This window comes from Streptomyces sp. NPDC090106, assembly GCF_044747265.1.
Taxonomy (GTDB): Bacteria; Actinomycetota; Actinomycetes; order Streptomycetales; family Streptomycetaceae; genus Streptomyces.
Genome location: NZ_JBIVDS010000001.1, coordinates 81,650 through 101,735, shown reverse-complemented (window position 1 = coordinate 101,735; position 20,086 = coordinate 81,650). Strand labels below are relative to the sequence as shown.

The window sequence follows — 20,086 nt, the reverse complement described above, 5'->3', positions numbered from 1 at the left end:
GGTGATCCGCAGTACCGGCCGTACCGGAAGGGACCCCGCCCGTGCCCCGAGTCGCCCTCGCCACCTACGACCCCCGGCCCGAGCCCTCCAAGGACCGTGACCTGCCGGTGCTCCGCCAGGCGCTCCGGGACGCCGGTGCCGAGGCGGACGCCGTCCCCTGGGACGACCCGGACGCCGACTGGGGCTCCTACGACCTCGTCCTGATCCGCTCCACCTGGGACTACAGCTGGCGGGCCGCCGAGTTCACGGCCTGGGCGGAGCGGTGCGCGAAGGCCACCCGGCTCGCCAACCCGGCCGAGGTCGTGCGCTGGAACACCGACAAGCGGTACGTCGGACAGCTCGCGGACGCCGGGGTGCCGACCGTCCCCACCCGGTACCTCGCCCCCGGCGACCCCGTCGACCTGCCCCGGGAGCACGAGTACGTCGTCAAGCCGACCTCGGGCGCCGGTGCCCGGTACGCCGCCCGGTACACGCCCGGGCAGCACGGGACCGCCGTGGCGCAGGTGCGGCGGATGCACGCCGAAGGGCTGACCGCGATGGTCCAGCCGTACATGCGGGGCATCGACACGGGCGGGGAGCGGGCGTTGCAGTTCTTCGGCGGGAGTCTGCTGCACGCCAGCCGCAAGCGGGCCGTCCTCGCGCCCGGCACCGCCTTCGACGCCGACAAGGTCGCCCACCCGGGCCTGGAGCGGTGGCAGCCCACGGAAGCCGAACTCGAAGTCGCCGAACGGGCGTTGGCGGCCGTGCCGGACGGGGCGGAGGTGCTGTACGCGCGCGTCGACCTCGTCGACGGTCAGGACGGGAAGCCCCGGGTGATGGAGCTGGAGCTCGTCGAACCGAACCTCTTCCTGTTCCTGCACCCCGAGTCGCTGCCCCGGGTCGTCGCCGCGGTGCTGGACGCGGCGTCCGGTCACGCCTGAGGGCCGTCCTGCACGCCGAGGCGTTGCAGCAGCCCCCAGGTGAACTCCGCCGCGCACTCCCGCGGCACGCCGTCCCGGTCCGGCGCGGTGAAGGCCAGGCCCCAGCGGGTCGGCGCCGTGCCCTCCAGGGGGCGGGCCGGGGCGAACGCGCGGGCCACCTCGTCGACCGTGCACGACCAGGGCGTGAGGTCGTCGAGCGTGCGCGGCTCGGGCCCGGCCGCTCCCGGTGCCCTGACCAGCCACTCGTTCCACACCGACGTGCCGCCCGGGGCCAGCAGCACCTCGAAGCGGAGATCCGGCCACAGGGGGACCGGGAACAGCCACGCCTCGCACTCCATGTCGCCCACCGTGCGGGTGACCACCCGCTCCGGGGCGCCGAGCACCGAACGGTAGCGGGAGGCGGCGGGCCGGGCGCGCGGCGAGCGGAGCATCGCCTGCCACCGCTTGTTCGCCTCGCGCATGTCCGCGAGGGAGACGCCCAGCGCGTGGCGGGCGTCCTCGACCAGGTCCGGGTTGTGGTCGGCCATGCGGCGCAGCAGCACCAGCTGGAAGTCGAGCGGGGTGAGGGGCCTAGCGGGAGGCTTCGCGGGAGGCATGCCCCCCATGGTGCCCGCCGTGGCGTCCTTCACGGCGCCCTTCACGGCGCTCCTCAGGGTCGCCGCGCCGCCGTGCCCGCGGGCGTCGGCCGTCCGGGAGGAACAGGACGGAGTTGACGTAGCGCGGCCCCCGGAACGGCAGCACCCGGCGCAGCAGCCCCTGGCGCACCACGTACGACGCGGCCTCCTGATGGGCCCGGAGCGGGAAGTCCGACAACCGCACCCAGGTGCGGCCGGGCAGCACCCAGCCCGCGTACCCGAGGACCTCCAGATACGTCACCACCGGGGCGACCGGCCGGATGCGGGACTCCAGCTCGATGAACAGGGCCGGGCGGTCGCGGGCCAGGATCGCCGTCGCGCCGCGCAGCACCGCCAGCTCGCCGCCGTCCACGTCGATCTTCATGAACCCCACGTCCCGCAGGCCCAGTTCGTCCAGGGCGACACAGCCGACGTGCAGCGCCCGGTCGTGGATGTCGCGGCGCAGCAGCGAGGAGACACCCCGGTCGCCCGCGTCGTCCGGGGGCAGCCAGAGGCGGGCCGTGCCCGGGCCCTCGGCCGCCGCGGCCTGCACCACCCGCACGTTGGCCGGGGCCGTCGCCGCGAGCAGCCGGGCCAGATGGGGCACCGGCTCCACGGTCACCACCCGGCGGGCCCGCCGCGACAGCCGCCGCGTCCACGGCCCGTACCAGCCGCCCACGTCCACGGCGGTCCCGCACCCGGCCGGACACAGCTCGTCCAGCCGGGCCAGCTCCGGCTCGAACCGCGGGTACACGGCCCGGGCGAGGGCGGCCACCAGCCGGGTGGGCAGCACGGGGGCGACGCGCGCGGCCAGCGTCATGGCACCATCCGCCGGAGGAGTTCCTCGTGCTCGTCGTCGGAGACCTGCTCCCCGGACGACGGCAGCAGCTGCGGGATGCCGTCGGTGATCGGGTAACGGCGGCGCAGCCGCGGGTTGTAGAGCGCCTCGCCCGGGTCGATCAGACGCAGCGGCCCCTTGTCGAGCGGGCAGGCGAGGATCCGGAGCAGCGGGTCGTCGGGTTTCACGGTGGGGTCAACTCCTCGGCCGGAACGGCGGATCGGGCGGGACGGTCGTGTTTGGGCATGGACAGCAGCACGGACACCGCGAGCGCGGTCCCCGCCAGACGCAGCGCGAGCCGCACCGGATCGTGCGGCAGCGCCTCACCGAACGACAGCGTCCCCAGCACCGCCGTGAACAGACAGGTCACCGTCGTGCACACCGGCACGATCAGCGAGGCCCGGCACCGCTGGAGCGCCGCCTGCGACATGACGAGCCCGAACGCCCCGGTGAACAGCAGGAGATACGGGTACGGCGAGCGCAGCACGTCCATCACCGCCGCGCCGGGTCCGCCGGACGTCAGCCGGCTCGACACCCCTTTGATCGCCAGCGAGCTGACCCCGTACAGCAGCCCCACCGCCACCCCGTACTCGACGCCGGTCGTCGGCAGCCGGTGCCGGTGACGGGACCGGCGCTCGGCCGAGCCGTACAGCCACACGCCGAACGCGAGCGAGGGCACGCAGATCAGCAGGATCAACTGGTAGGGCGCCGACCGGCTGACCGTGTCCGTGCGCTCGTCCAGCGACAGGACGACCATCAGCAGCGCCCCGAGGATCGCCCCGAGCGCGTACCGCTCGCGCCCACTCGTCTCCTCGCCCAGCAGCCGCGCCGACAGCAGCACCAGCAGCACCAGGCCGGAGACGAAGATGCCCTGCGCGGCGGCGATGGGCAGCGTCCGGTACACCACCAGCTGCGCCGCGAACCCGGCGGCCAGCGCCACCGATCCGCCGATCCACAGCGGGCTGCCCAGCACCAGCCGCAGCAGCCGCGCGGGCTCCCGGACCGACACCGCCGGCAGGGAGCCCAGCGCCCTCTTCTCCAGGACGAAACCGACGCTGTACAGCGTGTTCGCCAGCAGGGCCGCGGCCACTCCCCACCACATGGTCCACGCCCCTCTACGTCTTCCGCGCGTGCAACAGCAGGATCGAGGCGAGCGACGGTCTGCGGCACACCAGCCGGTCCAGCGGCCGGAGCGGACGCGGCACCCCGTGGAAGGGCGCCCCCTGGAGCCCGACGACGGCGAAGCCGGACGCGGTGACCAGCTCCCGCAGCGCGCGGGCCGTGCACAGCCGCAGATGCCCGACGACCTCGCGCCCGGGACGCCCGTGGATCGCCCGCAGACTCACCTCGGAGAACACCGGCTGGACTCCCGCCAGCAGCAGGGCGCGGTTGTACCAGGCCGCCAGGTTCGGGGTGGACAGCAGCAGATGGCCTCCGGGGCGCAGCACCCGCCGGATCTCCTCCAGCGCCGCGTCCGGGTCGACCAGATGCTCGATCACCTCGCTGAACAGCACCGCGTCCACCGACTCCGTGCCGAACGGCAGCCCGCTGTCGCCGAGTTCACCGCGCACCGCGTACGGCAGCCGGGTGCGGGCGCGGCGCAGCGCGTCCTGGGACCAGTCGACGCCGACGAGCCGGTGCCCGGGCAGGAGGGGGGCGGCGAGGGCGGCGGCCGTGCCGTCGCCGCAGCCGATGTCGAGCACCGTCCGCGGCCGGCCCGTGCCGAGGGCGGCGGCCAGCATGCGGGCCTGGCGCAGGCTGCGGGACGGGCCCGACGCCACCGGGACCGCCGGGTTCTCGTAGAAGTCCCGCAGGCCGGGAGGGTGCGATGTGGTGGCCGTCATCGCGGGCCCCCGTCCGTGGTGTGCAGATGGTGCTCGAACAGGTCCCGCAGATGCGCTCCGTCGCCGTGGCTCAGCAGCGTGCGCGACCAGCGCAGGGCGAGGTGCAGCCGGCCCGCGGTGGAGGCCGTCGTGACGGTCAGACCGCGGGGCATCCGGGCCGGCGCCGAGAACCACACCGCGTGGGCGCGGCCCGCCTCCTCGCCGAAGTCCAGCGGGTAGGGGACGCGGCCGATGTTGCTGAGCAGGGTCGTGGACGTCCAGGGCGCGGCGGCGCGGCGCAGCCCCCTGGTGAGGGCGGCCCGCCAGGCGACCGGTGTCACCGGTGCGGTCAACAGGGTCGCTCCATGGCCGAGTTGGGGGCGGGGCCGGGACTTCAGGGCGCGGGTGCGGGCCGCCGTGCGGGTCAGCAGGGCGGGCAGGTCCCTCGTCGTCAACTCCGCCGGTGCGAAGGGGACTTCGACCAGGCGGGTGCCGTTGCCCATCGGCATGGTCATGTCGCGGGGGCGGTCGTCGACGGGCATCGTGATGCGCAGGGGGCGGGGCCGGTCGCCGTGTTCGCGGTTCCAGTGGGCCAGGGTCAGGGCGGTCGCCACCATGAGCTGGTCGTTCACCGTGTACGGGGCGCCCCTGGGGCGGTGGGGGAGGGGCAGGTCGGTGAGGAGCATGCCGTTGCCGGGGGAGGGTTCGGGGGTGCCGGGGGCGACCCGTGCGGGGCGTGACCAGTTGGACGGCATCCTGGTGGCGGGTTCGTGGGGGCGGGGCGCGGTGCGGACGGGCGGCGCGGCGGGGGAGTTGTCCCTGCCGCCGTAGATCTCGGCGGCGGTCGCGAGGACACGGAGGCAGGCGGGGCCGTCCAGGGCGGTGTGGTTGATGGTGAGGAGGAGGACCGTGCCCGGGTGCCGGCCGGCGGACGGGGGCGCCTGCCGCCGCGGGGCGGGTGCCGCCGCGCCCACCGGTGCCGCCCCGGCGGCACGGCTGCCCGCGGCTTCGCCGGTGGAGCCGGTGGGGCCGGTGAGGTCGTTCGCCACCTCCACCACCTCCAGCCGCACCGGTGGCGAGTCCGTCAGGGGCGGGGCCGTGGTCAGGGCGCGGGTGCGGGCGTCCCGCAGGGCGTCGCGGCCCGGGGCGGGGAAGGTGACGACCTCGACGTCGGGGCGGTCGGTGAGCTCCCAGGTGTAGCGGCGGCGGTACCAGCGGCCCCGGGCCTCGCGCATGAGGGCGCGGGGGTGGCGGGCGAGCGCCTCGTGGAAGGCCTTGCGCAGATGCGAGGGGTCGAGCCGTCCCGGCAGATGCACCTCGATGTGGACGGTCTCCGGTTCCTCCTCCTGGAGGCAGTGCCGGGCGACCTCGTCCACGACGGGGAACGGGATGGTCCTCATGCCGTCCCGCCCCCTCGCACCCGGGGCAGTTCCCGGGTCGGTGGGTCGTCCGGCTCCCGCCCCGGCTCCGGTTCCGGTTCCCGTACGCTCACCAGCCCGGCGAACAGGCCGATCAGCGCCAGCAGTTGAGCGACGTGCCCGAAGGCGCCCTCGCCCGCGGAGACCGGCTCGCCCGCCCCGGCCGCCGCCGCGATCCCCGCGCCCGCGAGGCCCACGAGGGCGATCGGCACGAGCCACTGGTGCCGCCGGTGCGCCAGCAGCGCGAGCGCCGGCACGAGCAGCGCGAACCAGCCGGCGATCACGACGGCCACCGCCGTCAGGGCGACCGCGCCGAGCCACGGCCCCGGCGCCGCGGGCACCGGCCGCGGCCCGTCCTGGCTGGGCGAGCGCCGCCGCCACAGCCCCAGGGCCACGAGCACCAGCAGCGCCGCACCGGCGCCGATCAGCGCACCGTCGTAGGTCTTGGCGGGCTCGTAGGACAGTTCCACGGTGCCGCCCGCGCCCGTGGGCACGCGCCAGCCCTGCTGCCAGCCGTCGAGGCGGACCGGGGAGAGTTCCTTGCCGTCGAGGGTGGCCCGCCAGCCGTCGTTGACGTTCTCGTACGTCGTCAGATAGGCGGCGGCGCCCGAGCCGACGGTCACCGTGCGGCGGTCGCCGAGCCAGTCCCGGATCTCCAGGGAGCGGGCGGCGGCGGGTTCGGCGACCGTGCCCCGGGTGAGGGTGACATCGGTCGGCGTGAGCGCCCCGGCGTCACCGGCCTCGACGCTGTGCTCGCCCTCGCCCAGCTGCACCTCCGGTGCGGAGCGCCCTTCCTGGCACAGCGTCAGGGACACCCCGCGCCGCTCGCGCAGATCACCGACGGTGCCCTTGACACCGGTCTGGTACAGCTCGCCGTCGACCGCGAGGTCCGGGCCCTTGCCGCAGGGCAGGGTGAACTCCCGGTCGCTGTCGGGCTGGGGGGTGCGGGCCGACGACGTGAGGGTCTCCAGCGACGGCAGATAGGCCTCGGTGAGACCGACCGGCAGGCGCAGGTTCTCGTCGACCATCGGGTTGTAGAGGGTGACCGGGGCGGTCCGCGTGACGGTGATGTCGAGGCGGTCCGTGGTGATGGCGGGGAAGCGGACCCAACCGTTCTCGTCGACCGCGGCGACCGTGGAGCCGTCCGGGGAGCTGATGTCGACCTCCGTCGGCCGGGTGGACAGACCGCCCGCCGGGGCCAGCACCAGCTCGCCGACCGGTTGCTTCCCGTTCCAGCTGAGATGGAGGGTGGGCCGGTCGCCCGCGATCCACGCCGTCGTCAGGTCGCCGTCGGTGAGGTTGCGCGCCGACAGGCCCGTGCCGAGGGTGGAGGTGGAGTCGGCGGTGGCGACGACCCGGTTCGTCTGCTCCGGGTCCTCGGGCGCCACCTCGTACAGCATCCGGTCCAGGGCCTCGCCCGGCACGGTCGCCGCGCTCGCCCGCACCTCGTACGTGCCCGCCGTCGCCGTCGTGAAGCGGCGGTGCAGGCCCGCCTCGGTGCCGTCGGCCGCGCGGTGCAGGGAGATCAGATCGGCGTCGGCGGCGCCGCTGCCGTCGGCGTCGGTCGGCAGCCGCAGCAGCCGGGTCACCTGGACGTCCGGCAGGGTGATCTCGGAGAAGCCCGCGCCCAGCAGGTTGGCCCGGCGCTCCACGGAGCCGACGATCGTCAGCCGCATCCAGTCCGTCTCGCCCGGCGGCGCCTTGACGCTCTGCGCGGAGCCGTCGGCGCGCAGGAAGCTCGTCCGCGCACCCTTCTCCGTCTCCACCCGCACCTTGGTCGGCGCGGCCCGCACGCTCTCCTGCGGCAGCGGGGCCACCTTGAAGGAGGACGGCATGTCGTAGGCGCCGTCCGAGAACGCGATGCGCAGCCACTGGCCGTCCGCCGAGCCGAGCGAACCCTCCACCCACGCGGTGTCCGGGTCGCCGTCGAAGGCGTTCACCGGGTCGAACTGCGGGAGATGGAAGAGCCAGTTGCCGTACGAGGACGCCGTCACCGAGGCGGCGCCGCGCAGTTGGGCGACCGTCTGACGGTCCTGGCCGGTCGTGGGGAGGATCTGGTGCGGTGCGTCACCGGCGTCCTGGGAGGCCCCGGACGCGTTGCGCTCGCCGCTGGTGTACGTGTACGAGGTGTTGTGGTTCACCAGCCCGAACCGGGTGTCCGCGCGACGCAGCCCGTCCCCGGTGATCCGCAGCGGGGGCGTCCCGAGCCCGGGATGGTTGTCCCCGCTCAGCACGCTCGCCCGGCCCCGCAGTCCGGAGGCGAGGGGCAGCAGCGACTCGGGGCCGCCGGAGACCACGGCGGTGTCGGAGACCTGCGTCAGCGCGGCCTGCCCCGGACGCGGGGTGCCCTCGGGGGGCTGGTAGATCTCCACGGCCCGCTGCCTCGGGTACAGGCCCTCCACGGCGAGCGGCGCGTCGTGCACGATCCGGCCGCCGGTCATCACCGGGCCGTACCCGATCATCCGGGTGTACCCGGACTGCTCCAGGGTCCGCTTCACCACGGTGGTGGAGACGTACCCCAGCTGGTCCGGGTCCAGGTCGTTGCGGACGACGACGAAGAAGATGCCCGAGCGGGCCAGGTAGTCGGCCAGCCCCGGCACCGCCACGCCGCCGGCCAGCGCCTGCTCCACCGCGTCCATCGCCCGCCGGTTGCCGGGGGTGCCGAAGGGGACGTAGTCGCGCTGCGCCCAGCGGGACTCGGCGGTCACGTCGAGCGGCTGGTCGATGGTGGAGCCCCAGGTGTGGATGCCGTGCGCGGTCGCGGGCACGACCAGGGCGCGGGAGTCGGGGGAGTACTCCTTGAGCCAGGAGGCCGTCGCCGTCCAGTACTTGGGGATCTCCTGGAAGGAACCCGGGCTGAGGATCGACCCGTTGAGGTACGGCCACAGCAGCCCCGGCAGGATCAGCACGGCCGCGACCAGCGGGGCCAGCCGCCGCCCCCGTACCGGACGGGCGCCGCGCGACTCGGCGGCGACCCCGACGAGATGGGCGATCCCCAGGACCAGCGCGAGGGCGAGGCCGGTCTGGAACTTGTAGATGTTCCGGAAGGGCGCGAGCCCGCCGTCCAGCCAGTCCTGCACGATCCCGTGGAAGGGCGCCCCGAACGCGCCGCCGTACCCGGCGAGCAGCACCAGCACCGCGACGAGCACCGTCAGCACCAGCCAGCGCCGCTCCGGCATGTCCCGCCGGGCGAGCCCCGCGAGACCGAGGCCCGCCGCGAGCGCCGAGCAGACGATCACGACGACCGACGCGGCGACCGTCCACCCGGCGGGCAGCCAGGCCTCGCCGAAGTGCAGGTAGGCGACCCAGTTCCCGGCGCCGCGCAGCGCCTCGACGGCCGACATCGGGTCGGTGGTGGTCTGCGCGCTCTCCACGTACGGCAGGAAGTTCTCGCCGTACACGCCGAGCAGCAGCAGCGGGATCCACCACCAGGCCGTCGCGAGGACCACGCCCGGGATCCACCAGGCGAGCAGCCTGCGCTGCCGGGGTCCGGGCGGCCGGGACAGCAGATACAGGCCCGCCGGGAGCAGCGACGCCAGCGTCGAGGACGCGTTGACGCCGCCCATGAACGGGACGACCAGCGCCGAGCGCACCGCGGCGACCCGTGCCGTGTACCGCTCGTCGGCCAGCGGCAGCAGCACCCAGGGCAGGAACGCGCCGGGCAGCGCGGCGGCCGAGGTCGAGCCGACGACCACCGTGAACACCGGCCACAGCGCGTACGCGAGCGACGCGAGCAGCCGCGACGCCCCGCTTCCCACGCGCAGCCGCTCCGCCAGCCTGAGCGCGCCCCAGAACGCGACCGACACGATCAGCGACAGCCACAGCCGCTCCGCCAGCCACACCGGCACGTGCGCCACGTCGGCGAGCCAGTAGTACGGCAGCATCGGCCACAGATAGCCCGAGTACTGGTCGGAGATCCCGCCGAAGCCGCCCTGGTCCTGCCAGAGCTGGCCCAGGTCGCCCAGGAACCGGGCGGGGTCGACGGTGACGCCCAGCTTGGTGTCGAAGGTCTGCCGCCCCGGGTGCACCGCGAGGAGCAGGACGAACACCACGGCCCAGAACCCCAGCAGCCACCGCCGTGACCGCGGTCCCTCCGGCGGGCCCGACATGCGCGCGGTGGAGGGTACGGCGGCCGGAGGAGGGGTCTGGACCGTGGACGTCGTCATGGTGGACACCGCCGGAGGATGAGAAGGAGGTTCCAGGTGGCCACCTCGCGTATCCCCGGCGCCTTCACGACGGTCTCGGCGAGGAACGGCCAGTAGCGGGAGCGCGCCGAGACGATCCGTACGTCGTCGCGTGCGCGCACCTGCCGCAGGGTGGGGCCGATGTGCACGGCGAACAGGTTCTCGCCGAGGGTGTGCTTGGCGGCCCTGCCGGTACGGCGCCGGTAGCGGGTCCGCGCCCGCTCCGCGCCCAGGTAGTGCCAGGGCGCCCACTCGTGACCGCCCCACGGGGACAGCCAGTTGGTGAACGACAGGTAGATCAGCCCGCCGGGCCGTGTCACCCGCACCAGTTCGCTGACGAAGGTCTGCGGATCGGCCACGTGCTCGAGGACGTTGGAGGAGAAGGTGACGTCGGCGGCCCCGTCGTACAGCGGGAGCAGGTAGCCGTCCGCGATCACCGCCCCGTCGGGCGGTCTCTCCCCCAGCTCGCCCGCGTCGGGCTCGAACAGGTAGGCGTGGGCGCCGCGCCGCCGGAACTCCTCGGTGAAGCACCCGCTGCCGCCGCCGACATCGACGACGACCCGCCCGGTGACGGGCCCGTCGTACGCCTCGACCTGGTCGACGGAGTCACGGGCGAGCAGCGAGTAGCAGGCCTGCGGGTCGTCCTGCTCGCGCAGGAAGGCCCGGAAGAGGGCGACGGACCGCCGGAGCGACGGATCCCGGTACCCCGGGTCCCTACGGCGCATGGGCGGATTCCCCCCTCACCGCCTCGGCGGCCACCGCCCGGAACTGTCTGACGGTCCGCTCCCAGCGGTACCCCGCCGCCGCCTCCCGCGCGGCCTTGCCCATCAGCTCCCGCCGGTGCGCGGACAGGGCCAGCGCGCACCAGGCCGCCGCGAACGAGGACTCCCCGCGGGCCAGCACCCCGGTCTCCCCGTCCACGACGGAGTCCCGGAGCCCCGGTACGTCGAAGGCGATCGTCGGTGTCCGGCGGGCGGCGGCCTCGGTCACGACCAGCCCCCACCCCTCGACGGCGGACGGATGCAGCAGCAGCCATGCCTCGCAGAGCAGCCGGTGCTTCTCCGCCTCCGGGACATGCCCGGTGAACTCGACTCCGGGGCCCGCGAGGTGCTGGAGCCGCTCGCGCTCCGGGCCGTCCCCGACGATGACCAGCCGCCCGCCGGTGACGGGACGCACCCGCTCCCACAACCGCAGCAGCAGATCGATCCGCTTGTACTCGACGAGCCGGCCCACGGCCACGAACAGCGGGTCGGGGGAGCGGTCGGCGCGTGGTCCGGGCTCCTCGACGCCGTTGTGGACGACACGGATGCGGTCCCGTTCGACGCCGATGCCGTGCAGCGCGTGGGCGGTCGAGGGGGAGACGGCCACCAGCAGGTTGCGGCGCTGCGCCCCGGTCAGGGCCCAGTGCTCGAGTCTTCGGCCCAGGCGCGCGGCCGGGGTCAGCGGCCCGCCGAACCGCATCTGCCACAGATCGGTGTGGACGTGGTTGACCAGGCACAGCGTGGGACCGCGGTGCCAGAGGGGCGCGAAGTACGGCATCCCGTTGCACACCTCGACCAGCAGGTCGCAGTCGCCGACCTGGCGGGAGAAGGCGGAGCGGGCGCGCAGATAGTGGCCGAACTCGCCCCCGGCGGAGACCACCCGGTAGTCGCGGTACGACGCGGGACCGCCGCACAGGAGGGTGACCTGGTGGCCGAGGCGGGTCAGGCCGTCGGCGAGCCGGTCCACGAGGAGCTCGGAGCCCCCGGCGGCCTGGTTGCCGAGGTCCCGATGGGCGAGGAAAACGATTCGGCGCGGAGGTGGGGGATGCGCCGAGGGGTGCTGCGGCACCGTCCAGGAGGGGGCGGTGTGCAGCAGCGGTGGCACGTGCTGGGGCATGTGCGCTCCAACTCGTCTCAGGGTGCGGAACTTCAGAGCGGTGCGTGGTTCTGCGTTCCTGTGGGGGAATCGAGGGCTTCTTACGAGCGGGTTGTGGGCGGGCTGTGCGGAGGTGGGGGTGGACAGTTTTCGCCGCCCCGTTCGCCCTGGCTACTCACCGGCGTGACAATTTCCGGCCTTATGAGAACTGACGTCACATCACATCGTGAGAGAAGGGCCGGGCGAATCGGACGAACGGGGATGCCGCCTCCCGCGTACCACCAAAACGGAACCGGCCACCATCAGGACGAACCCGGCCACGGCGGCGCCCACCGGCACGGTCACACCGATCGCCTTCAGCTGTCCGCTGTCCGCCCTCGCCTTCTCCACGGCGTCCTTCTGCGTCGCGGTCGTGAACGCGATCCGCTCGCTGTCCAGCAGCACCACCGCGTCCTTCGTCGCACCCGGCGCCCGCAGGGTGCGCCGGGGGCCGGTCCGCGCGTACACCACCCGGCCGGTGCGCTGGTCGACGACCAGCTCGAAGCCGTGGTTGGAGTACCACTCCTCGGCCAGCACCTGCGGGCTGTCGTCCTGCCCGACGAGACTGCCCGGCACCTGGCGGGTGCCGACCCGCGTCGGGGCGACGGTTCCGGTGAACCGGTAACCCGTGTACCCCTGAACCTTCTTGCTACCCCGGTAGTGCAGCACCACCGTGTTGCCGAGGGTGTTGTCCCACCACTGGTAGTCGCGTTTTTGCACGTCGAAGGGGAACTTCAGATAGGCCTCGCCCTCGATGTACGGGGTCTCGCCGCAGCAGTGCACCGGCTCGGTCGTCCTGCGGTCCATCACCCAGCGGTGCGGGGTGAAGTCCAGCGCGTCGTGCGGATCGGCGGCCGGCAGCGTGTCGTCCGTGTCGACCGTCGTCGTGACGTCCCACACGGCGTCCCCGCTGCGCTCGCTGTCCTCGACGTTCCCGCGCACCCGCTGGGTGACGGTGATCGTCCGGTCGTCCACCGTCCTGACCTGCTCGACGTCGAACACTCTGCCCGTGCCCTTGTAGACGGCGGTCTGGTCGATGTCGATCGGGTTCACGGCGGCCCGCGGGGTCACGTACCACGCCAGCAGCGGCGCCAGGACCAGCAGGAACGTGCCGAGTCCCAGAAGAATCAAGGAAAAAGGAGAGGCTGTACGGCGCATCCGGGCACTCCAGGGGCGTCTGAGGACGGAGTTCGGGCCGCTCTATGGGCCGGGAACCGTAGGCGGGTCTTGACGCGGTGTCAATGTCTTGCTGACACTGGGCGCGACAGGCAGGGTGGGACGCCGGGGTGGGGACGACCGCCGGTACGGAGCCATGGAAAGGCTGACCCTGCGATGTCCAGACTGCTCGCCGCCGCACTGACCGTCGCGGTGGCCGCCGCGCTCGCCGTGGGCGCCGCCCTCGGAATCGTCGCCGTGCTCGACGCGACGCCCGAGCAGCCCAACACGCCGTTGATCACGTACGAGCAGGCGGGGCAGGGGGGTTGACCCCGTGACGGCCCGCCCGGCGACGGTGCCCGCGCGTTCGGCCTGGCACGACGTGCCGCGCGTCCAGGTGCGCCGGTTCGCGGCGATCGCCATGGCCGAGGCGCCCGGCCTCGCCGAGGAGATCCTGCGCGAGATCCGCCGCGAGCACCCCCATCTGCCCCTGGTCCTCGACGAGTCGGGCGAACCCATGGCCCTGGTCGGCATCCGCCGCGCCATCGAGGTCTTCGTCCAGCACCTGGAGACCGCCGAGGGCCGCCCCCGCGTCCCACCCGGCGTCTTCCAGGAGTTCGGCCGCGGCGAGGGCCTGGGCGGCCGGAGCCTGGACTCCCTCCAGGCGATCTACCGCATGGGCGTACGGCTGGCCTGGCGCCGCTTCGCCGAGATCGGCCAGCGCGTGGAGATCCCGCCCCCGGCGATGTACGAACTCGTCGACGCGGGCTACGAGTACCTCGACGGCCTGGTCGACCAGTCCGTGCGCGGCTACGCCGAGGCCGCCGCCCGCCAGGCCGGCGAACGGCTGCGCCTCCAGCGCGGCCTGATGGAACTGCTGCTGACGGAGCGTCAGCGCGGTGCCGACCCCGGCGACCTGCTCGGCGAACGCGCCGCCCGGGTCGGCTGGCCGCTGCCCGAGAAGGTCGCCGTCGGTGTGCTCCTGCGCCCGGCCCGCGAGGCGATGGCCCCGGCCGTGGGGCAGAGCGTCCTGCTCGACATGGAGTACGAGCAGCCCCGCATGGTCGTCCCCGAACCCGACTGCGCGGGCCGCCCCGAACTCCTGCACCGCGCGCTCGGCGGCTGGGCCGGCGCGATCGGCCCGCCCGTGCCGCTCGCCGACGCCGCCAAGTCGCTGCGCTGGGCGGAGGCGGCGGTGCGCCTGATGGAACGCCGGCTGCTCCCGGCCGGGGAGGTGCTGTACTGCACCGAACACACCGAGGCCCTGGTGCTGTTGCAGCCCGAGGAGCTGATCGACGACCTCGCCGTGCGCTGCCTGGCCCCCCTCGCCGACTGCGGTCCCACCCACGGCCGGCGCCTCGCCGAGACGCTGCTGGCCTGGCTGGAGACCCGGGGCGGCGCCCCCGAGGTCGCCACCCGCCTCGGCGTCCACCCCCAGACCGTCCGCTACCGGCTGCGCCAGATCCGCGAACTGTGGGGCGAGGGCATCGACGACCCCGACCGCCGCTTCGAACTCGAACTGGTGCTGCGCGCCCAGCGGTTGAGAGGAGCGCTCGGCGAGACGAGAGGATGAGCCGATGCCTCAGGACCGGCGCTTGAACTCCACCGGGCCCGCGTTCATCTCGATCGTGCCGTCCGTGTGCAGCACCGGGCGGCGTTCGTTCATCCGGCCGCTGTACGCCTCGACGTGGTGGATCGCGGCGCCGTCGGGCCCGGTGAAGTCGACCAGCGCGATCGCCACCCAGTAGCGGGTCTTGGTGTTCTCGAAGAGCGGGACGGTGACCGTGGAGCCGCGCCCGTCGTCGATCACGACCCGGGCGCCGAAGCTCTTGAAGGAGCCGAAGCCGTTGCTGACGGCGGAGTAGGCGCACAGCAGGACATAGCCCTGCTCGTCGGGCCGCACGACACGGACCGTCTCCCGGCCGGGCACCTTGGAGTCGCCGTCGAGCCGGATGTACGGCGCCTGCGTCAGCGAGCCCAGGTTCTTGTAGTAGACGACGTCCGGGGTCTCGCCCTTCTTCGCCGCGCGTGCGGTCCTCACGATCGTGCCGGGCGGCTGCGCCCCGTCCCGCAGGGCCTTGCCGGCGGGCACGAACAGGGCGTACAGATCGAGGTCGGCGCCCTGGCGGCGGCGCGAGTCGCTGCCGCCGTCCCACTCCAGGGCGACGGTGACGACGAGTTCACGGTCCTGCTTGTCGAGGCTGATCGAGACCTGGCCGCCCTTGTCGAGGCTGACCTTGCCGAGCGGCGGCTTGACCAGGCTCGGGGGAGCGGACGCCCAGGGCGGCGCGGGCTCGGGCGTCCGCTCGGCCTCCGGTTCCGGTTCCGGCTCCGACACGTCGATCCCGAAGTCCGTCGCCAGACCCGCGAGGCCCGCCGCGTACCCCTGTCCGATCGCCCGCAGCTTCCAGCCGTCACCGCGCCGGTACAGCTCCATCAGCAGCACCGCGCGTTCACCGCCGTCCAGCGGCGGCTGGCGGAAGACGACGGCGTCCGTGCCCGGCTGGGACGCCCGCACCGTCACGTCCCCCACCTCGCGGAACGTACGTGTGACGTCGTCCGGGTCGGAGCTGGCGACCAGGACCACCCGGTCCACGTCGGCGGGCAGCGAGCCGGGGTCCACCGCGATCCGCTCCGGGGTGCCGGCGAGGTGCCGCAGCGCGCCGGACTCGGCGGTGGGCTGGTTGTAGAAGACGAGGTCGGCGTCCGAGCGGACCTTGCCGCCCGCCCCGACCAGCAGCGCGCTCAGATCGACCCCGTCGCCGGAGGTGTGCAGCTCGACGGTGAGGAGATCCGCTCCCACCGGGGTGTTGCCGCCCTTGGAGAGTTCTCCCATGCCGTCCCCCAACCCGTTGAGGTCACCTTGTCACAAGGCGTGCGCGCAGGACCATTGCCCGGACAAACCCAGGTTGAGTAGCCTGTGTTCGTCATTCCGATCGGCTGTTGAAATCTCGAACGCAGCCTCACAGACACCTACAAGGGAGGGGGCCGCACGTGGGACGTCTCGTACCTGCCGTGACCCGGGCTCTCGACATCCTGGAGCTCTTCCTCGACGGGGACGGCACGCTCTCCGCCCCCGACATCGTGCGCAAGCTCCAGCTGCCTCGCACCACCGTGCACGAGCTGGTGACCACGCTCGCCGCCCGCTCGTACATCGTCCCGGTACCGGGCCAACCGGGACGGTACCGGCTGGGGGTGCGGCCGTACCAGCTCGGCAGCCGGTACGCCGAGCAGCTCGACCTCGCCGCCGAGGGCCAGCAGGTCGCGCGCTCGGTCGCCGAGACCTGTGACGAGACGGTACACGTGGCCATCCTGGAGGGTACGGACGTCATCTACATCGCCAAGGTCGACTCCACGCACGCGGTGCGCATGGTGTCCGCGGCGGGACGCCGGCTGCCCGCCCACTGCACCTCCGTCGGCAAGATGCTGCTGGCCTCGCTGCCCGCGCCGGAGCTGACCTCGCGCATCCCGGACGACGCCGACCTCGTCCGGATGACGCCCAACAGCATCACCGACCCCAACGCGCTGCGCGAGGCCCTCGACGAGATCCGTGAGCGCGGCGTCGCGGTGGAGAGCCGGGAGTCCAACCCGGACGTCTCCTGCGTGGCCGCCCCGGTCCGCGACCGCACCGGCCGGGTCGTCGCCGCGCTGTCCATCTCGGTGCCGATGATCCGCTGGAGCGACGAGCGCCGCGAGGAACTGGAACAGCTCGCCGCGAAGGGCGCCGTCGAACTCTCCGAGCGGCTCGGCCACCGGAGCGTGGGATGAACCTCTCCTACGACGTCGCCGTCCGCGCCGAGGCCACCCTCGGCGAGGGGCCGACCTGGGACGCGGCCGAGGCCCGCCTCCTGTGGCTGGACATCCTCGGCGGCCGGATCCACACCTACGACCCCGCGACCGGCCGGCGCACCGTCCGGGTCACCGACCAGCACGTGGGCGCCGCCAAGCCGCGCGCGGGCGGCGGTCTCGTCCTCAACCTGCGCGACGGCGTCGCCCTGCTGGACCCGGACGGCTCCCGCCGCTGGCTGCGCCACGAACCCGTCCCCGGCCGCCGCGCCAACGACGCGGCCGTCGCCCCCGACGGCTCCCTGTGGGCCGGGACCATGCGCTACGACGAGGCACCGGGCGGCGGCACCCTGAGCAGGATCACCGCCGACGGCACCGCGGCGACGGTCCTGGACGACGTGACCGTCAGCAACGGCACGGGCTGGAGCCCCGACGGCCGCCTCATGTACTACATCGACTCCCCGACCCGCCGCGTCGACGTGTTCGACCACGCCGACGGCCGGGTCACCGGCCGCCGCCAACTGGTGGAGATCGAGGACGGCGCGGGCTTCCCCGACGGCCTCACCGTCGACGCCGACGGCTGTGTGTGGGTGGCCCTGTGGGACGGGGCGGCGGTGCGCCGCTACACCCCCGACGGGGTGCTGGACCGGACGATCGCCCTGCCCACCCCGCGCGTCACCGCCTGCGCGTTCGGCGGCGCCGACCTCACCGACCTGTACATCACCACCGCGCGCGTCGGCCTCGACTCCCCGCACCCGGTGGCCGGTTCGCTCCTCGTGGTGCCCGGCGCGGGCAAGGGACTGGCCCAGCCGGCGTTCGCCGGATAGCCGTCACTGCAAGCCGGCCCGCTTCAACTCGTCCACGGACAAAGGCGGTTCGTCCAGGGCTGGCTTGAGCGGGCCGCGCACCGCGGCCAGCAGCACGGACGGGCTCAGCAGCACCTCCGCCCGCCGCTGGAGCGACGTCACGTCGGTGACGCGGCGGGCGATCCGCCCGTTGCCGGTGGCCGTGTACATCAGCCGGTCCACGTACGCGGCCACGAGCCGGTCCCGTGCCGTGGGGCCGCTCCCGGTGGCCCCCGGGTAGAACACGTCCTGCCCGATCGCCAGGTCCCAGGCCGCGCCGACCGGCCGGGCCACCGCCCGCTGCACCCGCCGCGCCAGACCGGGCGCGCCCCAGCCGTGCCGCCGCGTCAGGTCCCGCAGCAGCAGGGCGCTCTGCGCGCCGACGGCCAGCCCGTGCCCGTACACCGGGTTGTAGGCGGCCAGCGCGTCACCGAGGACGACGAGGTTCTCCGGCCAGGCCGGCATCCGCTCGTAGGAGTGGCGGCGGTTGACCGTCGTCCGTGTGAACGACACCTCCGACAGGGGCTCGGCGCGCTCCAGGAGCCGGCCGATCAGCGGGTGGCGCAGCTCCTCCCGGGCGAAGCGGGCGAACGCGTCGCCGGAGGCGTTCTCCGGGGTCGGTTCGCCGCCCCGGGTGCCGCTCAGGGTGACGATCCAGCGGCCGTCCTCGACGGGCAGCAGGAAACCCGCCCGGCCGGGGCCCTGGGCCCGGGGCTCGGTCTGGACGTTGACGACGGGGAAGCCGTCGCGGGCCTGCTCGGGGGCGAGGTAGAGGCGGCTGGCGTAGACGAGACCGGAGTCGACCTCGCGGACCTCCGGTGCGGGCAGGCCGAGTCCGGCCAGCCAGTGCGCGGTGCGCGAACCGCGTCCGGTGGCGTCGACGACCATCCCGGCGGCCAGCGTCCGCTCCCCGCCGTCGCGCTCGCGCACCCGGACGCCGGTGATCGCCGCCGGGCCGCCGTCCAGCCCCAGCACCTCGGTGCCGTCGAGGAGTTCGACGCGCTCGTCGGCGAGGACCTGCGCGCGGACCGTCGCGTCGAGCAGGTCGCGGCCCGCGAGGATCACATGGTGGGACTCCGGCCAGCGGCGGAACCAGCCGCGCGCCGACAGCGCGACCATGTCGGTGGTGACCGGCGCCCGCCGCGCGCCCGCCGCACGCAGCTCCCCGGTGACGCCCGGCAGCAGCTCCTCCATCGCGTGCACCCCGCCCGACCACAGCATGTGGGCGTGCCGGGCCTGGGGCAGGCCCTTGCGGGGCGCGGGTCCGCCGGGCAGCTCGTCGCGTTCCACGACCACGACCCGGTCGGCGAGGCCGGTCAGGGCCCGGGCCGCGAGCATGCCGGTGTGGGACCCCCCGAGAACCACGGCGACTCTGGCGGGGGAGGGGCGTTCAGTCATGGAGGGACATGCTCTCTGCCGGGACGGCCGCGCGGGCGCGCACCGCCTTGATCTCCTCGGTGCTGTGCAGGGCCTCGGACACGGCCTGGATCTCCTGCAGCAGATAGGTGGTGTCGGGCGCGGCCGACTCCTCGCCGTCCGGGGCGCGCCGCCGGGTCCGCACGGCGTCCTGGATCGCGACGGCCGCGGCCAGCGCCCGGGCCCGGTCGGGGCCGGAGCCGAGGGCGAGCGCGGCGGCGTGGGCGCGGCGGCGCAGCTCCTCGTCGAGGTGGCGGGCGAGGGTCAGCAGCGCGTCGCGGATGAACGTCTCGCGGCGGATCAGCCGGATCTCGGGCGGCGCGTGCAGGGAGAACGGTTCGCGTTCACCGGACACGGTCCGCATCAGCCGGGCCAGCGGTCGCAGCGCGCGGTGGCGGCGGCGGACCAGCCAGCGTTCGCGCAGATACTGTCCCGCGTGCGGCACGATGAAGCCGACCGCGACCAGGGTGGCGGCGACACAGGCCGCCGACGGGGCCACGTTGGTGTTCAGCCAGTCCAGGTCGTGTCCGCTCCAGCGGGCCACGATGGCGGTGAACTTGGCGCCGCTGAACACGAGGTTGGTGGCGTAGCCGACGCCGAGGAACCGCAGGCCCCAGCGCAGCCAGGCGTCCAGTCCTTCGGTGCGGATCCAGTTCCACACCAGCCACGCCGTCGTCGAGCAGGCCACGGTGTGCGCGGTCAGGTAGAGGAGGATCAGCTCCCGCATGAACGGGGTGTTCGCGTAGTAGGTGTCCAGGTCGCGGATCTGCTCCACGGGGGTGTCGGCGAGGGCGAACAGCACCCACAGCGCGATGACCACGCCCGCGTAGACGGACACCACCCAGCGGGTGGCCCGCCGGGTCTGCTCCCGGCGGTCGGTGGGGCCGTTGCGCCAGTGCACGACGAGCAGCAGCCAGGACGCGCACAACGCGGTGAGCAGCGAGTACACCCAGGGCGCGGCGATGTTGGGGACGCCGGTGACCCGGTTGGTCCAGGCGATCGTGCTGGGCGCGGCGAAGACGAACACCGCGCAGGCGAACAGCAGCAGTCCGCCGACGGCCCGCAGCAGCGGGTCCCGCCACAGCTTGAGGATGCTGGGCAGTTTGATCGCGAGGGCGGCGGTCAGCACGGCCGTGGGCAGCCAGAAGGAGACGTACATCCCGCTGAGCGGGTTGCCCGCCGCGAGCAGGT

The 20,086-nt window shown here is 74.0% G+C and carries 18 protein-coding genes; 5 read left to right on the top strand and 13 right to left on the bottom strand.

The genetic code is table 11. The annotated features are described in order from the left end of the window. The first annotated feature begins 41 nt into the window (after positions 1–41). Positions 42–920 (top strand): RimK family alpha-L-glutamate ligase, encoded by an 879-nt coding sequence (locus tag ACIPSE_RS00470; RefSeq protein WP_401655788.1) that lies wholly within the window; start codon positions 42–44, stop codon positions 918–920. On the opposite strand, the gene ACIPSE_RS00465 is transcribed toward ACIPSE_RS00470, so the two are convergent. The 10 genes from ACIPSE_RS00465 to ACIPSE_RS00420 all read right to left on the bottom strand — a co-directional run bounded on the left by ACIPSE_RS00465 (position 911) and on the right by ACIPSE_RS00420 (position 12,851). Next, positions 911–1,525: a hypothetical protein gene (locus tag ACIPSE_RS00465; RefSeq protein ID WP_401657608.1), complete on the bottom strand. Its 615-nt coding sequence runs from the start codon at positions 1,523–1,525 to the stop codon at positions 911–913. The two genes, ACIPSE_RS00470 and ACIPSE_RS00465, sit on opposite strands and share 10 nt — an antisense overlap. Next, complete coding sequence (locus tag ACIPSE_RS00460; protein ID WP_401655786.1) at positions 1,491–2,354, bottom strand: FkbM family methyltransferase; 864 nt, start codon at positions 2,352–2,354, stop codon at positions 1,491–1,493. Before ACIPSE_RS00460 ends, ACIPSE_RS00465 begins: the two co-directional genes overlap by 35 nt. Beyond that, positions 2,351–2,560 (bottom strand): Trm112 family protein, encoded by a 210-nt coding sequence (locus tag ACIPSE_RS00455; protein WP_401655783.1) that lies wholly within the window; start codon positions 2,558–2,560, stop codon positions 2,351–2,353. Before ACIPSE_RS00455 ends, ACIPSE_RS00460 begins: the two co-directional genes overlap by 4 nt. Next, positions 2,557–3,462: a hypothetical protein gene (locus tag ACIPSE_RS00450; protein ID WP_401657606.1), complete on the bottom strand. Its 906-nt coding sequence runs from the start codon at positions 3,460–3,462 to the stop codon at positions 2,557–2,559. Before ACIPSE_RS00450 ends, ACIPSE_RS00455 begins: the two co-directional genes overlap by 4 nt. Positions 3,463–3,487: 25 nt before the next feature. Then, positions 3,488–4,216 carry a methyltransferase domain-containing protein gene (locus ACIPSE_RS00445; protein ID WP_401655781.1) on the bottom strand — a complete coding sequence of 243 codons (729 nt, stop codon included), beginning with the start codon at positions 4,214–4,216 and terminating at the stop codon, positions 3,488–3,490. Continuing rightward, on the bottom strand, positions 4,213–5,595 hold the full coding sequence (locus ACIPSE_RS00440; RefSeq protein ID WP_401655779.1) for a condensation protein: 1,383 nt from the start codon (positions 5,593–5,595) through the stop codon (positions 4,213–4,215). The genes ACIPSE_RS00445 and ACIPSE_RS00440 overlap by 4 nt, the downstream gene beginning before the upstream one ends. After that, on the bottom strand, positions 5,592–9,779 hold the full coding sequence (locus tag ACIPSE_RS00435) for an alpha-(1->3)-arabinofuranosyltransferase family protein (RefSeq protein ID WP_401655777.1): 4,188 nt from the start codon (positions 9,777–9,779) through the stop codon (positions 5,592–5,594). Before ACIPSE_RS00435 ends, ACIPSE_RS00440 begins: the two co-directional genes overlap by 4 nt. Next, complete coding sequence (locus ACIPSE_RS00430) at positions 9,776–10,522, bottom strand: class I SAM-dependent methyltransferase (RefSeq protein ID WP_401655775.1); 747 nt, start codon at positions 10,520–10,522, stop codon at positions 9,776–9,778. Before ACIPSE_RS00430 ends, ACIPSE_RS00435 begins: the two co-directional genes overlap by 4 nt. Continuing rightward, the gene (locus tag ACIPSE_RS00425; RefSeq protein ID WP_401655773.1) at positions 10,512–11,675 is read right to left on the bottom strand and encodes a glycosyltransferase family 4 protein; all 1,164 of its coding nucleotides are present in this window, start codon (positions 11,673–11,675) and stop codon (positions 10,512–10,514) included. The genes ACIPSE_RS00430 and ACIPSE_RS00425 overlap by 11 nt, the downstream gene beginning before the upstream one ends. Before the next feature lie 198 nt (positions 11,676–11,873). Continuing rightward, positions 11,874–12,851: a DUF3068 domain-containing protein gene (locus ACIPSE_RS00420; protein WP_401655771.1), complete on the bottom strand. Its 978-nt coding sequence runs from the start codon at positions 12,849–12,851 to the stop codon at positions 11,874–11,876. A gap of 174 nt (positions 12,852–13,025) precedes the next feature. Here ACIPSE_RS00420 and ACIPSE_RS00415 point away from each other — a divergent pair, with 174 nt between their 5' ends. Further along, a complete protein-coding gene (locus tag ACIPSE_RS00415) occupies positions 13,026–13,178 on the top strand; it encodes a hypothetical protein (RefSeq protein ID WP_401655769.1) in 153 nt (50 codons plus the stop codon). Positions 13,179–13,182: 4 nt separating this feature from the next. After that, positions 13,183–14,421: a helix-turn-helix domain-containing protein gene (locus ACIPSE_RS00410; protein ID WP_401655767.1), complete on the top strand. Its 1,239-nt coding sequence runs from the start codon at positions 13,183–13,185 to the stop codon at positions 14,419–14,421. A gap of 9 nt (positions 14,422–14,430) precedes the next feature. Here ACIPSE_RS00410 and ACIPSE_RS00405 read toward each other — a convergent pair whose 3' ends face one another. Next, complete coding sequence (locus ACIPSE_RS00405) at positions 14,431–15,684, bottom strand: TerD family protein (RefSeq protein ID WP_401655765.1); 1,254 nt, start codon at positions 15,682–15,684, stop codon at positions 14,431–14,433. 158 nt (positions 15,685–15,842) lie between these two features. Here ACIPSE_RS00405 and ACIPSE_RS00400 point away from each other — a divergent pair, with 158 nt between their 5' ends. Continuing rightward, entirely contained in the window at positions 15,843–16,616 is a 774-nt protein-coding gene (locus tag ACIPSE_RS00400) for an IclR family transcriptional regulator (protein WP_401655763.1), read from the top strand. Next, positions 16,613–17,461: an SMP-30/gluconolactonase/LRE family protein gene (locus ACIPSE_RS00395; RefSeq protein WP_401655761.1), complete on the top strand. Its 849-nt coding sequence runs from the start codon at positions 16,613–16,615 to the stop codon at positions 17,459–17,461. The genes ACIPSE_RS00400 and ACIPSE_RS00395 overlap by 4 nt, the downstream gene beginning before the upstream one ends. A 3-nt stretch (positions 17,462–17,464) precedes the next feature. Here the strand turns inward: ACIPSE_RS00395 and ACIPSE_RS00390 are convergent, their stop codons facing one another. After that, positions 17,465–18,877, bottom strand: a complete 1,413-nt coding sequence (locus ACIPSE_RS00390; RefSeq protein WP_401655759.1) for an FAD-dependent oxidoreductase — start codon at positions 18,875–18,877, stop codon at positions 17,465–17,467. Continuing rightward, positions 18,870–20,054: an MAB_1171c family putative transporter gene (locus tag ACIPSE_RS00385; protein ID WP_401657604.1), complete on the bottom strand. Its 1,185-nt coding sequence runs from the start codon at positions 20,052–20,054 to the stop codon at positions 18,870–18,872. The genes ACIPSE_RS00390 and ACIPSE_RS00385 overlap by 8 nt, the downstream gene beginning before the upstream one ends. Between the last annotated feature and the right edge of the window lie 32 nt (positions 20,055–20,086).

Excerpts from the sequence above, each read along its gene's own strand:
- ACIPSE_RS00465 (WP_401657608.1), bottom strand. The coding sequence starts at position 1,525 with ATGGGGGGCATGCCTCCCGCGAAGCCTCCCGCTAGGCCCCTCACCCCG.
- ACIPSE_RS00460 (WP_401655786.1), bottom strand. The coding sequence starts at position 2,354 with ATGACGCTGGCCGCGCGCGTCGCCCCCGTGCTGCCCACCCGGCTGGTG.
- ACIPSE_RS00445 (WP_401655781.1), bottom strand. The coding sequence starts at position 4,216 with ATGACGGCCACCACATCGCACCCTCCCGGCCTGCGGGACTTCTACGAG.
- ACIPSE_RS00440 (WP_401655779.1), bottom strand. The coding sequence starts at position 5,595 with ATGAGGACCATCCCGTTCCCCGTCGTGGACGAGGTCGCCCGGCACTGC.
- ACIPSE_RS00435 (WP_401655777.1), bottom strand. The coding sequence starts at position 9,779 with ATGACGACGTCCACGGTCCAGACCCCTCCTCCGGCCGCCGTACCCTCC.
- ACIPSE_RS00430 (WP_401655775.1), bottom strand. The coding sequence starts at position 10,522 with ATGCGCCGTAGGGACCCGGGGTACCGGGATCCGTCGCTCCGGCGGTCC.
- ACIPSE_RS00425 (WP_401655773.1), bottom strand. The coding sequence starts at position 11,675 with ATGCCCCAGCACGTGCCACCGCTGCTGCACACCGCCCCCTCCTGGACG.
- ACIPSE_RS00420 (WP_401655771.1), bottom strand. The coding sequence starts at position 12,851 with ATGCGCCGTACAGCCTCTCCTTTTTCCTTGATTCTTCTGGGACTCGGC.
- ACIPSE_RS00415 (WP_401655769.1), top strand. The coding sequence starts at position 13,026 with ATGTCCAGACTGCTCGCCGCCGCACTGACCGTCGCGGTGGCCGCCGCG.
- ACIPSE_RS00405 (WP_401655765.1), bottom strand. The coding sequence starts at position 15,684 with ATGGGAGAACTCTCCAAGGGCGGCAACACCCCGGTGGGAGCGGATCTC.
- ACIPSE_RS00395 (WP_401655761.1), top strand. The coding sequence starts at position 16,613 with ATGAACCTCTCCTACGACGTCGCCGTCCGCGCCGAGGCCACCCTCGGC.
- ACIPSE_RS00390 (WP_401655759.1), bottom strand. The coding sequence starts at position 18,877 with ATGACTGAACGCCCCTCCCCCGCCAGAGTCGCCGTGGTTCTCGGGGGG.
- ACIPSE_RS00385 (WP_401657604.1), bottom strand. The coding sequence starts at position 20,054 with ATGTACGTCTCCTTCTGGCTGCCCACGGCCGTGCTGACCGCCGCCCTC.